Annotated in this window: 11 protein-coding genes and 2 pseudogenes; 7 read left to right on the forward strand and 6 right to left on the reverse strand. The window is 64.4% G+C overall.

All coding sequences use genetic code 11. The features are described from left to right. Window positions 1-76: 76 nt before the first annotated feature. Both H9K75_RS14770 and H9K75_RS14775 read left to right on the forward strand, forming a co-directional pair. Window positions 77-1,522 (forward strand): sensor histidine kinase N-terminal domain-containing protein, encoded by a 1,446-nt coding sequence (locus H9K75_RS14770; protein WP_187723193.1) that lies wholly within the window; start codon window positions 77-79, stop codon window positions 1,520-1,522. An 83-nt stretch (window positions 1,523-1,605) separates the two neighbouring features. After that, window positions 1,606-2,412 (forward strand): HpcH/HpaI aldolase/citrate lyase family protein, encoded by an 807-nt coding sequence (locus H9K75_RS14775; RefSeq protein WP_187723194.1) that lies wholly within the window; start codon window positions 1,606-1,608, stop codon window positions 2,410-2,412. Here the strand turns inward: H9K75_RS14775 and H9K75_RS14780 are convergent. Then, on the reverse strand, window positions 2,393-2,986 hold the full coding sequence (locus tag H9K75_RS14780; protein ID WP_187723195.1) for a nucleotidyltransferase family protein: 594 nt from the start codon (window positions 2,984-2,986) through the stop codon (window positions 2,393-2,395). The two genes, H9K75_RS14775 and H9K75_RS14780, sit on opposite strands and share 20 nt — an antisense overlap. A gap of 163 nt (window positions 2,987-3,149) precedes the next feature. On the opposite strand from H9K75_RS14780, the gene H9K75_RS14785 reads away from it, so the two are divergent. The 3 genes and pseudogenes from H9K75_RS14785 (at window position 3,150) to H9K75_RS14795 (ending at window position 6,970) form a co-directional block, all read left to right on the forward strand. Continuing rightward, a complete protein-coding gene (locus tag H9K75_RS14785) occupies window positions 3,150-3,623 on the forward strand; it encodes a (2Fe-2S)-binding protein (RefSeq protein WP_187723196.1) in 474 nt (157 codons plus the stop codon). Continuing rightward, the gene (locus H9K75_RS14790) at window positions 3,623-5,923 is read left to right on the forward strand and encodes a xanthine dehydrogenase family protein molybdopterin-binding subunit (RefSeq protein WP_187723197.1); all 2,301 of its coding nucleotides are present in this window, start codon (window positions 3,623-3,625) and stop codon (window positions 5,921-5,923) included. The genes H9K75_RS14785 and H9K75_RS14790 overlap by 1 nt, the downstream gene beginning before the upstream one ends. Window positions 5,924-6,086: 163 nt before the next feature. Beyond that, window positions 6,087-6,970: pseudogene (locus H9K75_RS14795) on the forward strand (N-formylglutamate amidohydrolase). Between the two features lie 24 nt (window positions 6,971-6,994). Here H9K75_RS14795 and H9K75_RS14800 read toward each other — a convergent pair. The 3 genes from H9K75_RS14800 to H9K75_RS14810 all read right to left on the reverse strand — a co-directional run bounded on the left by H9K75_RS14800 (window position 6,995) and on the right by H9K75_RS14810 (window position 9,438). Then, window positions 6,995-7,786 (reverse strand): SPOR domain-containing protein, encoded by a 792-nt coding sequence (locus H9K75_RS14800; RefSeq protein ID WP_187723198.1) that lies wholly within the window; start codon window positions 7,784-7,786, stop codon window positions 6,995-6,997. Between the two features lie 63 nt (window positions 7,787-7,849). Continuing rightward, complete coding sequence (locus H9K75_RS14805; RefSeq protein ID WP_187723199.1) at window positions 7,850-8,746, reverse strand: biotin--[acetyl-CoA-carboxylase] ligase; 897 nt, start codon at window positions 8,744-8,746, stop codon at window positions 7,850-7,852. After that, window positions 8,743-9,438: an SET domain-containing protein gene (locus H9K75_RS14810; RefSeq protein WP_187723200.1), complete on the reverse strand. Its 696-nt coding sequence runs from the start codon at window positions 9,436-9,438 to the stop codon at window positions 8,743-8,745. Before H9K75_RS14810 ends, H9K75_RS14805 begins: the two co-directional genes overlap by 4 nt. A gap of 95 nt (window positions 9,439-9,533) precedes the next feature. On the opposite strand from H9K75_RS14810, the pseudogene H9K75_RS14815 reads away from it, so the two are divergent. After that, window positions 9,534-12,445 (forward strand): annotated as a pseudogene (locus H9K75_RS14815) (DNA topoisomerase III). Between the two features lie 106 nt (window positions 12,446-12,551). Here H9K75_RS14815 and H9K75_RS14820 read toward each other — a convergent pair. Further along, a complete protein-coding gene (locus H9K75_RS14820; RefSeq protein WP_226858234.1) occupies window positions 12,552-13,076 on the reverse strand; it encodes a MarR family winged helix-turn-helix transcriptional regulator in 525 nt (174 codons plus the stop codon). A gap of 95 nt (window positions 13,077-13,171) precedes the next feature. Between H9K75_RS14820 and H9K75_RS14825 the strand changes: the two genes are divergently transcribed. Further along, on the forward strand, window positions 13,172-13,348 hold the full coding sequence (locus tag H9K75_RS14825; protein WP_187723201.1) for a hypothetical protein: 177 nt from the start codon (window positions 13,172-13,174) through the stop codon (window positions 13,346-13,348). Here H9K75_RS14825 and H9K75_RS14830 read toward each other — a convergent pair. Continuing rightward, window positions 13,341-14,000 (reverse strand): DUF6348 family protein, encoded by a 660-nt coding sequence (locus tag H9K75_RS14830; RefSeq protein ID WP_187723202.1) that lies wholly within the window; start codon window positions 13,998-14,000, stop codon window positions 13,341-13,343. The two genes, H9K75_RS14825 and H9K75_RS14830, sit on opposite strands and share 8 nt — an antisense overlap. Window positions 14,001-14,171 lie beyond the last annotated feature (171 nt).

Genomic DNA, 14,171 nt, shown 5'->3' on the forward strand with positions numbered 1-14,171 from the left:
GTGCGCGTCAGCGTCGCGAATGGCTGGTAGGTGATACTGTGATGATTCGTCTTTTTCTTCGTTTGCAGGCCCGGCATTGAAGATTTTTCAGCGCGAGCAGCGTTCCCTGTTTGGTGAGATCCTGGACTGGATGCTCACGCCGCTGCTTGTGCTGTGGCCGGTGAGTCTGGCACTCACCTGGCTGGTGGCGCAGGGCCTTGCGAACAAGCCGTTCGACCGGGCGCTCGAATACAACGCACAGGCGCTCGCGCAGCTCGTTTCGGTCAACAAGGACAAGGTGCAGTTCAATCTGCCGCAACCGGCGAGCGAGATACTGCGCGCCGATGAGTCGGACATCATCTACTACCAGGTGATTGCGCCGGACGGCCGGTTCCTCTCGGGCGAGCGCGACCTGCCCAGGCCGTCGGACGAGGAAAAGCCGTTCTCCGGCGAGGTACGGCTGCGTGATGCGGAGATGCGCGGCGTCGACATCCGCATCGCCTATATCTGGGTGCGCGTGCCATTGCCCGACGCGCCCGCCGCGCTGGTGCAGGTGGCCGAAACACGCTCCAAACGCAGCGTGCTTGCCACGGAAATCATCAAGGGCGTGATGCTGCCGCAATTCGTCATCATGCCGCTCGCGGTCTTGCTGGTGTGGCTGGCGCTTGCGCGCGGCATCAAGCCGCTGCATCTGCTCGAAGAGCGCATTCGCGCGCGCAAGCCGGACGATCTCTCGCCACTCGACCACAAGGCGGTGCCGATGGAGGTGGCGCCGCTGGTGGACTCGGTCAACGATCTGCTGCGCCGCTTGAACGAATCCATCGCCACGCAAAAGCGCTTCCTCGCCGACGCCGCGCACCAGCTCAAGACGCCGCTGGCGGGGCTGCGCATGCAGGCCGATCTCGCGCAGCGCGAGGGCACCAGCACCGAGGAACTCAAACTCTCGCTCAAGCAGATTGGCCGCTCCTCGATACGCGCGACGCATACCGTGAATCAACTGCTGTCGATGGCGCGCGCCGAAGGGGGCAGCACATCGGGCCTGCAACGCCAGCGTGTCGATCTTGCGCGGCTGGTGATCGAGGTCGTGCAGGACAGCGTGCCGCGCGCGCTCGACAAGGGAATCGATCTCGGCTACGAGGGCGCCGAACCCGGCTCGCCCGGCGTCTACGTGGAAGGCAACGCCACGCTGCTCAAGGAACTGGTGCGCAATCTTCTGGACAACGCCATCAACTACACGCCCTCGGCACCCGACAGGCCCGGCATGGTCACCGCGCGCGTGCTGGCCGACACCTTTGGACGCGTGGTCATGGTGCAGGTCGAAGACTCCGGCCCCGGCGTGCCCGAGGCCGAGCGCGAACTCGTGTTCCAGCCGTTCTACCGCGCGCTCGGCACCGAGGCGGACGGCTCCGGCCTGGGCCTGCCCATCGTGCGCGAGATCGCACGTCAGCACGGCGGCGAGGTCAGGCTTGAAGACGCCCGCCCCGGCGCTGCCAGCCCGGGGGCGCGGTTCAGCGTGCAGTTCGTGGCGCTGTCCTGGCACTGACGGCGCGCGATCACCACCTCGCAGGACGTGATCTTCGAGTGGCGGCAGAATCGAGGCATCCCGAAGCCAACGGACCAAGACCTATGACCCGCATCGCGCGCAGCTTTCTTTTTGTTCCCGGCGACCGTCCCGAGCGGTTCGACAAGGCGGCGGCCAGTGGTGCGCACGAGATCATTCTCGATCTCGAGGACGCGGTCGGCATGGAGATGAAGTCCCATGCGCGCGAGCAGGTGCGCGTCTGGCTGGACGGCACGGACAGGGCTGCAATCGTGCGTATCAATGCCTTTGGCACGCCGTGGTTCGATGACGATCTGGCCATGCTCGCGCGCACGCCGAACGCTGCGCTCATGCTGCCCAAGGCCGATGCGCAGTCACTCGCGCAGGTGGTCGCGGGGCTTGCGGGCAGGCGCGTGATTGCGCTGGTCGAGACGGTTGCCGCCTGCCTTGACCTCGCGGCCATCTGCGCAGTTGTGGGGGTTGCGCAACTGTCCTTTGGCAGCGTGGATTTTTCCACCGAAAGCGGCATTGCCGATGAGGATCACGCGCTCGACGCGGTGCGCACGCAGATCGTCCTCGAATCGGTGCGTGCCGGGCTGTTGCCGCCCATCGATGGCGTGAGCGTGAGTGTCCATGATGCGGAGTCGATTGAAAAGGACGCGCGGCGTTCGCGTCAGCTGGGTTTTGGTGCCAAGCTCTGCATTCATCCGGCGCAAGTGGCCGCCGTGAATGCCGCGTTCGCGCCGTCGGCGCAGGAACTCGATTGGGCGCGGCGCGTGCTGGTCGCCATCGATGCAAGCGCCGGGGCTGCGACGACCGTTGACGGCAAGATGATCGACAAGCCGCTCGTGGACCGCGCGCGGCGCATCATCATCAGCGCGGCAGAGACGTGAGCGGCGAGCGACGGAGCAGCAGTGCTTCGGCACGGGCGAGATCCTGCGGTGTGTCGATGTCGGTGATGCAGCCGATGTCGTCGATCTCCAGATCGAGCACCTGTTGCCGCTCGCGCGCTTCGCGCACGATCGATGCCGCGCCCCGGTCGCCCGCGAGCGCCGTCAGTCGCGCGAAGCAGCTTGCGGCGAACGCCACGGGGTGGCCCTGCTGCGCCCGGTAGTGCGGCACCACGACCTCGTGTGATCCCCGCGCAAGCGCCTGTGCCATCAGCGTGAGCGTCTGCGGCAGCAACAGCGGCAGGTCTGCGGGAATGATCAGCCAGCCATTGGCATCGCTCGCGGCCCGAACACCCGCGGCAATCGAGTCGCCCATGCCATCCCCGCCGTCGCCCGGGCGGACCACGTGCAGGCGCAGGCCCGATTGCCGCGCCGCATCCAGCGATCTCTGCAACACGGGGATACCGGCAAGCGGTGCGTCGAGCTTGTGCGTATGCCCACCGGCGGCGCGAAAACGAGCGCCCAGCCCTGCGGCGAGGATGACGAGGGTGGGCAAAGCGGGGTGGCTGGGTTGCATGGCACCCGATTTTTTCACAAATGGTCACCGCGTCCGGTCGTCACTCGGGCGTCTGTTGCTTGACGCGTATCAATATTGGCGGTCATGATGGACGCGCAGCAATGCAGGCAACGGCGCACTTTCACGATCCATTGCGCGCCCTCCCACAAGAAAGATCTCCACGATGACCACCAACGTTTCGATCAATGGCAAGGAGCAGGCCGTACAGGCCGATCCGCAGACACCGCTTCTCTGGGTGCTGCGCGACGAACTCGGCATGACGGGCACGAAGTTCGGTTGCGGCATGGCGCTGTGCGGTGCCTGCACGGTGCATCTCGATGGATCGCCGATACGCTCCTGTGTCACGCCGGTTTCGGCTGCCGCCGGCAAGCAGGTCAACACCATCGAGAACATGGAGGGCGACCGCGTGGGGCGTGCCGTGCAGGCCGCCTGGGTCGAACTCAATGTGGCGCAGTGCGGCTATTGCCAAGCCGGGCAGATCATGTCGGCGGTCGGTCTTCTCAAGACCAACGCGGCGCCGAGCGATGAGGACATCACCAACGCCATGAGCGGCAACCTTTGCCGGTGCGGAACGTATTTCCGCATTCACGCGGCGGTCAGGCATGCGGCCGATTTGCTCAGCAAGGGAGGTCAGTGATGTCGCAGATATTTTCGGATGCACAGCGCGGCGCGCTCAATCGCCGCTCGCTGCTCAAGGCCGGTGCCGTCACGGGCCTGATGCTGGCGGTGAGCATGCAGGGCGTTGTCCACGCGCAGGACGCGGGCAAGAAATACGGTGCCGATTCCATGCCCGGTGGAACGGTCGATGACCCTCTGGTGTTCGTGAAGATCGCCACCGATGGCACGGTCACCATCGTTGCGCATCGCGTGGAAATGGGCACAGGCGTGCGCACCAGTCTGCCGATGGTGGTGGCCGACGAGATGGAGGCCGACTGGGCGCGCGTGAAGGTGGTGCAGGCCGATGGGGACGAGGCGCGCTACGGCAATCAGAACGTCGATGGTTCACGCAGCGTGCGTCACTTCCTCATGCCGATGCGCCGCGTGGGCGCGGCGGCGCGGCAGATGCTCGAAGGCGCTGCCGCCGCGCGCTGGTCGGTGCCGGTGGGCGAGGTCAAGGCGACGCTGCATCAGGTCGTGCACTCGAAGACGGGGCGCAAGCTCGGCTACGGAGAACTTGCAGAGGACGCGGCGAAGCAGCCGGTGCCGCAGGCCGGTCAGCGCAGGCTCAAGAAGGAGTCGGAATTTCGCTACATCGGCAAGGACAAGGTGCGCGCCATCGACCTGGAGGACATCGGTCGCGGTCGCGCCAAATACGGCATCGATCCGCACATGCCCGGCATGGTGTTCGCCGTGGTTGCGCGGCCTGCGGTGCTGGGCTCCGGAGTGAAGAGCGTGAACAGCGACGCCGCGCTCAAGGTGCCCGGAGTGATCAAGGTGATGCAGATTCCCGCGTACACCGGATCGCCGGCGTTTCAGCCGCTCGGCGGCGTGGCGGTGGTGGCAAGCAACACCTGGGCGGCGATGCAGGGGCGCAAGGCGCTCGTGATCGAGTGGAGCGAGAGCGAGCACGCCTCCTACGATTCGGCCGAGTACCGAAAAGCCATGGAGAAGGCCGCGCGCGAACCCGGCAAGGTGGTGCGCAACAACGGCGATGCAGGCGCCGCATGGAGCAAGGCCAGCGACCAGCAGCGCGTGACCGCCGAGTACTACATCCCGCACCACGCACATGCGTCGATGGAGCCGCCATCGGCCACCGTGCTGATCGATGGAGACCGTTGCGACGTCTGGGCGTGCGTGCAGGACCCGCAGAATGCGCGCGATGGCGTGGTCAAGCAGCTCGGTCTTGCCAAGGACAAGGTTGCGGTGCATCCGCAATTGCTTGGCGGAGCGTTCGGGCGCAAGTCCAAGGCCGATTTCGTGACCGAGGCGGCCATCATCGCCAAGGCCATGCCGGGCAAGCCGGTGAAGGTGGTCTGGACGCGCGAAGACGACATCCAGCACGATTTCTATCACGCGGTCTCGCTCGAACACCTCGAGGCCGTGATCGGCAAGGACGGCATGCCCGAGGCATGGCTGCACCGCACCGTCGCACCCACGATCAGCTCGCTGTTCGACTCGTCCGCACAGGGCGAAAGTGCCCCGGAACTTGGCATGGGCGCGGTCAACCTGCCATGGAAGATTCCGAATTTCCGCGTGGAGACCGGCAAGGTGCCGGCGCATACGCGCATCGGCTGGTTCCGCTCGGTCTACAACGTCCCGCACGCGTTTGCGACGCAGTGCTTCATCGCCGAGCTGGCGCATCGCGCGGGCAGGGATCACAAGGAATATGCGCTCCAACTGATCGGCCCTGCGCGCAAGCTCAATCCGCTGAAGGAATTCGAGGACGGCTGGAATTATTCCGAGTCGCCCGAGGTCTATCCGTTGGATACCGGCCGTCTGCGCGAGGTGATCGAGGCCGCGTGCAAAGGCGCGAAGTGGGGTCGCAAGCTGCCCAAGGGACGCGGCCTGGGGCTCGCATTCAGCTACAGCTTTCTGACCTATGCCGCCACCGTGGTCGAGGTGGAGGTGAACGACAAGGGCGAGGTGCGCGTGCTTGCGGCGGACATGGCGCTCGATTGCGGACCTCAGATCACGCCCGAGCGCATCCGCGCGCAGATGGAGGGCTCGGTGATCATGGGCCTCAGCATCGCGCTCAAGAGCGACCTCACGTTCGAGAAGGGCGCGGTGATGCAAAGCAATTTCCACCAGTTCGAGATCGCACGCCACAACGAATCGCCGCCCGTGGTCCGCACGCACCTGATCAACAACCGCCTGCAAACCCCGCCCGGCGGGGTCGGTGAACCGCCGCTGCCGCCGGTTGCGCCAGCGATAGCCAACGCGATCTTCGCTGCGACTGGCAAGCGCATGCGGGATCTGCCGATCAGAACGTTGGCGTAGAGATCCAGCGAGAGTGGCAGCGCCAAAATAACCTTTTGCGACTCAATGCCGTTGAGGCTCAGGCTATGCTGCTCCTCACACGTCGATGAAGCCTTGATGACGATGCGGCCACGCTGGCGGGTTTCGCGACGTGCAGAAACACGACGAAGTGAGACAACAGCCCATGACAGATTCTTCCCGCTCATCAGGCAGCGCCACCCACAGGCGATTCAGCGTTGCGCCCGGCAGCACGCCGCTGGTGCTCGATTCGCCGCACAGCGGCACCGACTATCCCGATGATTTCGGCTCCGTGCTGCCGCGTTCGGTATTGCGGCAGGCCGAGGACACGCATGTCGAAAAGCTCTACGACTTCGCGCCGCTGATGGGTGTGGCGTGGATCGAGGCGCTTTTCCCGCGCATCTATCTCGACGCCAATCGCGACACCACCGAAGTCGATGTCGATTTGTTCGACGGCGAATGGCCGCATGGCGTGACCGAGGACGAGGTCACGCTGCAGAAGGTGCGCCTCGGCAAGGGGCTGATCTGGCGCTATACCGACGATGGACAGGCGATCTACGAGCGCCAGTTGACGGTCGAGGAAGGCCAGCGCCGCATTGCCGAGTGCTGGACGCCCTACCACGCCGCCGTGTCGCAGGCCATCGACGCTGCGCATGCGCGCCACGGCTACAGCATCCACATCAACTGCCATTCGATGCCTTCGGTGGCGGCAAGCCATGCGACGCTGCATCCGGGGCTCGAACATGCGGATTTCGTGGTCGGCGACCGCGATGGCACGACGGCCTCGCCCGCACTGTCGATGATGGTCTGCGACTTTTTGCGATCGCGCGGCCACGACGTGGAATACAACCACCCCTACAAGGGCGTCGAACTCGTGCGGCGCTATGGCAACCCGAAGAGCATCGCCACAGCATCCAGATCGAGATCAACCGCAAGATCTACATGAACGAAGAGACGCTGGAGATCATCCAGCCCGGGTTTGACAAGCTCAAGCAGGATCTGCGTGATCTGGTGGAGTGGCTGCTCAAGACCGATCCGCGCAAGCTGTAGTCGCTCAGGTGCTGGCCACGGTCGTCAATTGCAGCCTTGCAATGGCTTGCCAGCCAGCGCGGTTTTGAAGTCGCGCTGCAGCCGGGCGCGCGTGGCCTCGTCCACCGCTGGCAGGCGCAGCGTGTAGGTGCTCGCCTCCTTGCGCTCGACCACCACCTTGGCGGTGCGCACGCCCTTGCCCGTGAGCTGCGTGAGCATGCGTTGGGCGGCTTCCTCGCTGGAGAAACGGCCCAGCGACAGGCCTGGCTCGAAGGCAGGGCCGGGGCGGTCGTAGTCGATTTGCAGGGTCTTGAGTTCGGCGCGTTTCTTCGCGACAGCCTCGTCGTCCGCCAGTTTGCCGATGTAGACCATCCAGCGACCCGAAACCGACGACGCATCGAGCTTCCAGCTCGAATCGGGCAGCACGCCACGCGCTGCCGAGCGCCACGCCTGCGCCTGCTGTTCGTCAAGCGGACCTGCTTGCAGGCACACGGTGCGCACGTGGGCGCTGCTGGCGGCGGCGGGAGGAATCGGTGGCGTGGCAGGAGCACTGGCGGCAGCCGCCGAGGCCGACGAGGCTGCGCCCGCCGATGGCGTGTTCGACGCGGCGACGGTGGCCGGGGCGGTGGTCGAAGCGGCAGGGACGCGCACGGCGGCGGTCTGCTCGCCTGGCTTGATGGGCGTGACCTGCATCTTCTGCGGCTCGATCTGCTGGTTCAGCCGCTGCGGTTCGACCTGCACGGACGGCCCCCAGCCCATCGAGCGCAGCATGCCCTGAGACCAGGCGTAGTAGCCCGCGTTGGCGAGCAGGAGAACCAGTACGGCGATTCGCAACATGATGTGTGGTGGCCTTCCCTCTGAAGCTTTGTGTTCTTTGCTATTGCTTTGTGAGGGTCGATTTTAGTGTGCGATGCCCGGCAACGCCTGTCCGATCGGGCGCACGCTGATGTCGCCGCTGTTGACCGGCTGCAAGCCCGCGCCGGTTTCGATCAGCAGGGTGCCGTCATCGCTCACCCCGCGCGCGATGCCGCTCGCGCCATTGCTCAGGTGCACGGCGCGACCCGACAGCAGGTCGCGCTGGGCGAAGCGGCTCTTGAACGGTGCGAAGCCCGCGCGTGCGAAGGTTTGCAGGGTCCTGACCAGTGGTGGGACCACGCGCAAGAGGGCTTCAGGTGCCGTCCAGCGGCCATCGATCTCGGCCAGGCACGCGGGCTGTGTGGTCATGCCCTCGCCCGGGCGGGGCAGCACGTTCAGGCCAACGCCGACGATGACGTAGCGCGTGCCGCTCGCGTCTTCCTGCGGCAGTGAGCCCTGGGGCGCGACCAGGCTCGCGGTCTCGACAAGAATGCCGCCGAATTTGCGATCACCTGCCAGCCACAGATCGTTGGGCCATTTGAGGCCGACGCGCGGCACGCCGCTGCCGTCGCGCGGAATTTCGGGCTGTATGCTGTCCGCCACGCTGGTGCCCACGGCCAGCGACAGTCCGGACCATTCCCGGGGGGCGAGCGGCAGGCCGAGCGACATCATGAGCGAGGCCGGGCCGCGCTCCTGCGCGGCATGCGGGCTTTCCTGACTCTGCCACGGGCGACCCAGACGCCCCCGCCCGGCGGTCTGTTCCTCGGTCACGAGCAGAATCGGCTCGCAGCGACCGGCGCGCGCGCGGCGCATGAGTTCGGTATTGGTGGAATCGATGCTTGGTACGATTTCCACGCTGAAGTCCGGCACATCGGCGACGACGGCCTGCCAGACGGCCTCGGCGGGCCAGCGAACCGGCTGTGCGCGGGGCGAACCGCTCACTTTTTCTTGCCCCCGGCCTTGCCTGGCTTCTTGTCCTTGGGCTTGTGCTTTGCTTTGGCCTTGCTCTGGTCCTTGTCCGCCGATTGGTGCGCGTCGGTTTTTTTCTGCTTCGGTTTAGCTATCTTTTTTGAATCTGATTTCTTTGCTTTATCGGCCGATTTCGACTTTTTCTTCTTCCCGGCGGGCTCCATTCCCTTGGGCACCCAGCCGCGTTTCGGGGCCAGCAGCGTGCCCCGGCAGTTTTCGCTGCCACACCAGCAGGGATATTCGGCTTTGAGTTTCGCGGTATAACGCTCCTCGATAATCAGGCCGTAGTCGTAGTTGAGCTCTTCGCCAGCAGGAATGTTTTGCAGGGCGGTGATGAAAATCCGGCCGTCGATCTCATCTGCGTAGCAGTTGGGATCGCAGCTATGGTTGATCCAGCGCGCCGAATTGCCGCCGTGTTTTGCATCGATGACGTGGTCTTCGTCCACATGGAAGTAGAAGGTGTGGTTGGGTTGCCTGGGGTCGTGCGGATGCCGATCCTGCGCCTCCTGCCAGCCGATCACCTCGCCGATGTACTCGATGATGACCTCGCCCTCCGCAATGTCCTGCAACGCGAATACGCCCTTTCCATGCACGCCCGATTGGCGCGTCTGGATGCGGCGACCCGACGGAATCATCGGGATATTGGAGGGTGCGTTGCGAGCCATGGCTGAAAACTCTGTTAGTTTGAATATGTACACATGCGTGCGCGTGCGCGCGTGAAGCCGAATTGTAGAAGCGCCGGAAGGCGAACCCACATCAAATGAATAAAACGCTGGTCATTGCAGAGAAACCGTCGGTTGCACAGGACATCGTGCGGGCGCTTACGCCCGTTGCGGGAAAGTTCGACAAGCACGACGAATATTTTGAGAGCGAGCGCTACGTGGTCACGAGCGCCGTTGGTCACCTCGTGGAGATTCAGGCCCCGAGCAGTTCGACGTCAAGCGCGGCAAATGGAGTTTTGCGCACCTGCCGGTGATTCCGCCGTTCTTCGATCTGAAACCGGTCGACAAGACCAAGACGCGCCTGAACGCGGTGGTCAAGCAGGCCAAGCGCAAGGACGTCACCGAACTCATCAACGCCTGTGACGCGGGCCGCGAAGGGGAACTGATCTTTCGCCTGATCGAGCAATACGCGGGCGGTGCCAAGGGCGCGCTCGGCAAGCCGGTGCAGCGCCTTTGGCTGCAGAGCATGACGCCGCAGGCGATCCGCGACGGCTTCAAGCATCTGCGCAGCGACGCGCAGATGCAGGGCCTGGCCAACGCCGCGCGCAGCCGCTCCGAGGCCGACTGGCTGGTGGGTATCAACGGCACGCGTGCGATGACCGCGTTCAACTCGCGCGATGGCGGCTTCTTCCTGACCACGGTGGGCCGCGTGCAGACGCCGACGCTGTCGCTGGTGGTCGAGCGCGAGGAAAAAATCCGCAAGTTCGTGAGCCGCGACTATTGGGAGGTGCACGCAGGCTTTCATGCCGAGTCGGGCGACTATCTCGGCAAGTGGTTCGATCCCAAGTGGAAGAAATCCGAGGACCCGGAGGCCAGGGCCGACCGCCTCTGGAACCACAGGGACGCCGTCACCATTGCCGACGCCGTGCGCGGCAAGCCCGCCACGGTGACCGAGGAATCCAAGCCGACCACGCAGGCATCGCCGCTGCTGTTTGACCTGACCAGCCTGCAGCGCGAGGCCAACGGCAAATTCGGCTTCTCGGCCAAGACCACGCTCGCGCTCGCGCAAAGCCTGTACGAGCGCCACAAGGCGCTGACCTATCCGCGTACCGATTCGCGCGCGCTGCCCGAGGACTATCTGCCGGTCGCCAGGGAAACCTTCGGCATGCTCGCCACGAGTGGCATGCGCCATCTCGCGCCGTTCGCCAAGCAGGCGCTCGACGACAACTACGTGCGTCCGAGCAAGCGCATTTTCGACAACAGCAAGGTGTCGGATCACTTTGCCATCATCCCGACCACGCAGGCACCCTCTGGTCTCTCGGAAGCCGAACAGAAGCTCTATGACCTCGTGGTGCGCCGTTTCATGGCGGTGTTCTTCCCGAGCGCCGAATACCAGGTCACCACGCGCATCAGCCAGGTCGTGGGCCACAATTTCAAGACCGAGGGCAAGGTGCTGGTCAAGCCCGGTTGGCTGGCGATCTACGGCAAGGAAGCCGCCAATGAGGTCGATGGCGCGAAGGAAGGCGAGAAAGGCCAGCCGCTCGTGCCGGTGAAACCTGGCGAGACGCCGCGCACCGACCACGCCGAGGCCAAGGGCCTCAAGACCAAGCCACCCGCACGCTATTCGGAAGCCACGCTGCTCGGCGCGATGGAGAGCGCGGGCAAGCAGATCGACGACGATGAACTGCGCGAAGCCATGCAGGAAAAGGGGCTGGGCACGCCAGCCACGCGCGCCGCGATCATCGAAGGTCTGATCACCGAAAAATACATGCTGCGCGAAGGCCGCGAGCTGATCCCGACGGCCAAGGCGTTTCAGCTCATGACGCTGCTGCGCGGTCTCGGCGTGGAGGAACTCTCGCGCGCCGATCTGACCGGCGAATGGGAATACAAGCTCTCGCAGATGGAAAAGGGCCAACTCTCGCGCGAAGCCTTCATGCAGCAGATTCAGGCCATGACGGAAAAGCTCGTCAAGAAGGCCAAGGAATACGACCGCGACACGATTCCCGGCGATTACGCCACGCTCACGACGCCATGCCCCAACTGCGGCGGCGTGGTCAAGGAGAACTACCGCCGCTTCGCCTGCACCGGCAAGGCGGGCGATGGTAGCGAAGGCTGTGGCTTCTCGTTCACCAAGTCACCTGCGGGTCGCACGTTCGAGACCCAGGAGGCCGAAACGCTGCTGCGTGATCGCCGCATCGGGCCGCTCGAAGGATTCCGCTCCAAGGCCGGTTGGCCGTTCACCGCTGAAGTCGCCATCGTGCGCGATGAGGACAACAACAACTTCAAGCTCGAGTTCGACTTCGGTGACGACAAGGCCGATGAGGAGTCGGGCGAGCTGGTGGATTTCTCGGGCCAGGAAAGCCTCGGCAACTGCCCCGTCTGTGGAGCGCCCGTGTACGAGCACGGCGCAAACTATGTGTGCAGCAAGTCCGTGCCAACGCAGCAGCAGCCGACGCCAAGCTGCAAGTTCAAGAGCGGCAAGATCATCCTGCAGCAACCGATCGAGCGCGCACAGATGCACAAGCTGCTCGAAACCGGCAAGACCGATCTGCTCGACAAGTTCGTGAGCATGCGCACGCGCCGCGCATTCAAGGCCTTCCTCGTGTGGGATGCCGCCGAAGGCAAGGTGAATTTCGAGTTCGAAAAGCGCGACTCGAAGTTCCCGCCGCGCAAGACCGCAGCCGCATCGGCCAAGACACCGGCAGCCAAAAAGGCCGCCACGGCCGCTGCCAAGAAAGCGCCTGCCGCCAAGAAGGCACCGGCCAAGAAGAAGGCCCCTGCGGTCGGTACGCTCAAGCCCAGCGCAGAACTTGCAGCGGTGATCGGCGAAGGCACGGTTTCGCGCCCCGAAGTGGTCAAGAAAATCTGGGACTACATCAAGGCCCACAACCTGCAGGACCCGGCGGACAAGCGTTCCGTTCTGGCCGACGCCAAGCTGCGCCCGGTGTTCGGCAAGGACAAGGTGACGATGTTCGAGATTGCCGGCATCGTGGGCAAGCATGTGAGCTGAAGGCGCGTCCGACAGCGACGGCCTTGGGCCCCGCATGTTCGCGCGGTGGCATCGATGCCAGGGCCTGTTCACACAACACACGGGGATCGCGTTGTGTGAACAGGCGCTAGTCGTGCGGCGCGTCTTCTCTGGGCAGCGGTTGCACATCCGGCATGCTGCGGCCCATGCGGTCTTCGAGCAGGGCGAACACGCGCAGGCAGGCGCGGATGTCGGCATCGCTCGCGCCCTGGAATAACTGTTCGCGCACGGGCTGGAGGGCGGCCTCGATCTGGGTGGTGAGCGCGTGACCGGCGCGCGTCAGATGCAGCGTCCTGGCGCGACCATCGACGGGATCGTCGCGGCGCTCGATCAAGCCTTCACGCTCCAGATGGTCCAGCGGGCGAGCCAGCGATGGCGCCTTGATGCCCAGAATGTCGGCAACCACGCCCTGTCGCAAACCGTCGCCATAGCGCGCGACCACGAGCAGCGGCCAGGTCGATGCTTCCGACAGGCCCAGATGCGCCATCGCCTTGTTCGCAATCGGCGCATAGCGCGCGTTGCAAAAACCCATGCTGCGCGTGAACCTGAGCAGCGACTCTTCGCGCCCGAGACCGGCGTAAGGGTTGGGTGGTTTTTCTTTCGGTTTCACCATGGCGATTTTGCGGTATTACAGGCGTTGCTCAAAGCATTCGGGGCCTTGACTTACCATGGTCTTCTTTTTCTGCGCCGAATTCAGGGAACCCAGCCATGCGATCCTCCTCCACACGCCTTGCGACCGCCGTCATCGTTCTGGGACTGGCTTCGTTGCTGGCCGCGTGCACGACCCAGCGCACCTCGGCGCAGAGTCCTGGTTCGCAAGCGGGCGATGCCAGCGGGGTCACGGTCTTCGGCACCGTGGACGCCGGAGTGGGTGGCGTCAGGTAGAGAGTGCCGACTTTGACTCGGAATTGCGTATCACCACGTACTGCTTGCGAAACTCCATGCCGGCGTCCGGCCAGGTGCGCGCGTATTCGCGCAGCATCGGCAGGGCGGCCGGAAAATCCTGCCCGTTCACGCGGCAATCGGCATTGCAATGCCCTTCGCCGTCGCGCGTGGCGTAGAGGCGGATCGCCAGAAAACGCTCGCTTCTGAGCAGGGAGTCGAACGCATCAAGGCTGTTGGTGAGCAGGCAACAGGGACAGAACGCATGGTCTTCGGACTCGCTCGACGCATATTCCTGATAGTGCGTCATCGGCCCGAGCAAAACCTGGCGGTCCCGCATGAAGCCGTCGTCACCGAGTTCGTAGCGGAGTTCGAGTACCGAGCAACTGTCGGGCGTTGACCGGCAGGCATCGGTCAGCGTGACGAGATCCATGTCCGCCCACTGCTCGAAGCCATCACGCAGGGCGTCTTCGCGCGTCGTGCCGCTGGCATGCTGATACTCGAAAATCGGATGGGGAAACAGCGTTGCGTGGCTGACCTCGATCACGGTCGACGTGTGCGCTGCGTGCGGCGATTTGGCCTCGGCGGCCATGAGCAGCGGCTCCAGCACCAGTCCGTTTTGCAGCGTGAGCCGTTGCCCATCCTCGGAGGTCATGCAAGACATGTCTCGCGCGTGCAGAACCTCCGTCAGGATTTGCTGAAGAACTTGGGGAGGCAAAGATTCCATGACAGTCACGCAGGATAACGTACCGGATCATCGTAGCGACTCGTTTGCGACAAAACGCGGCCGAATTTGCGTGCAAATGCAACTTCAAATAGGTCAACA

Source organism: Diaphorobacter aerolatus (assembly GCF_014489535.1).
Taxonomy (GTDB): Bacteria; Pseudomonadota; Gammaproteobacteria; order Burkholderiales; family Burkholderiaceae_C; genus Diaphorobacter_A; species Diaphorobacter_A aerolatus.

Bases quoted from the DNA above. Each gene is read 5' to 3' on its own strand.
- H9K75_RS14790 (WP_187723197.1), top strand. From the start codon at position 3,623: ATGTCGCAGATATTTTCGGATGCACAGCGCGGCGCGCTCAATCGCCGC.
- H9K75_RS14825 (WP_187723201.1), top strand. From the start codon at position 13,172: ATGCGATCCTCCTCCACACGCCTTGCGACCGCCGTCATCGTTCTGGGA.
- H9K75_RS14785 (WP_187723196.1), top strand. From the start codon at position 3,150: ATGACCACCAACGTTTCGATCAATGGCAAGGAGCAGGCCGTACAGGCC.
- H9K75_RS14830 (WP_187723202.1), bottom strand. From the start codon at position 14,000: ATGACCTCCGAGGATGGGCAACGGCTCACGCTGCAAAACGGACTGGTG.
- H9K75_RS14810 (WP_187723200.1), bottom strand. From the start codon at position 9,438: ATGGCTCGCAACGCACCCTCCAATATCCCGATGATTCCGTCGGGTCGC.
- H9K75_RS14820 (WP_226858234.1), bottom strand. From the start codon at position 13,076: ATGGTGAAACCGAAAGAAAAACCACCCAACCCTTACGCCGGTCTCGGG.
- H9K75_RS14780 (WP_187723195.1), bottom strand. From the start codon at position 2,986: ATGCAACCCAGCCACCCCGCTTTGCCCACCCTCGTCATCCTCGCCGCA.
- H9K75_RS14775 (WP_187723194.1), top strand. From the start codon at position 1,606: ATGACCCGCATCGCGCGCAGCTTTCTTTTTGTTCCCGGCGACCGTCCC.
- H9K75_RS14800 (WP_187723198.1), bottom strand. From the start codon at position 7,786: ATGTTGCGAATCGCCGTACTGGTTCTCCTGCTCGCCAACGCGGGCTAC.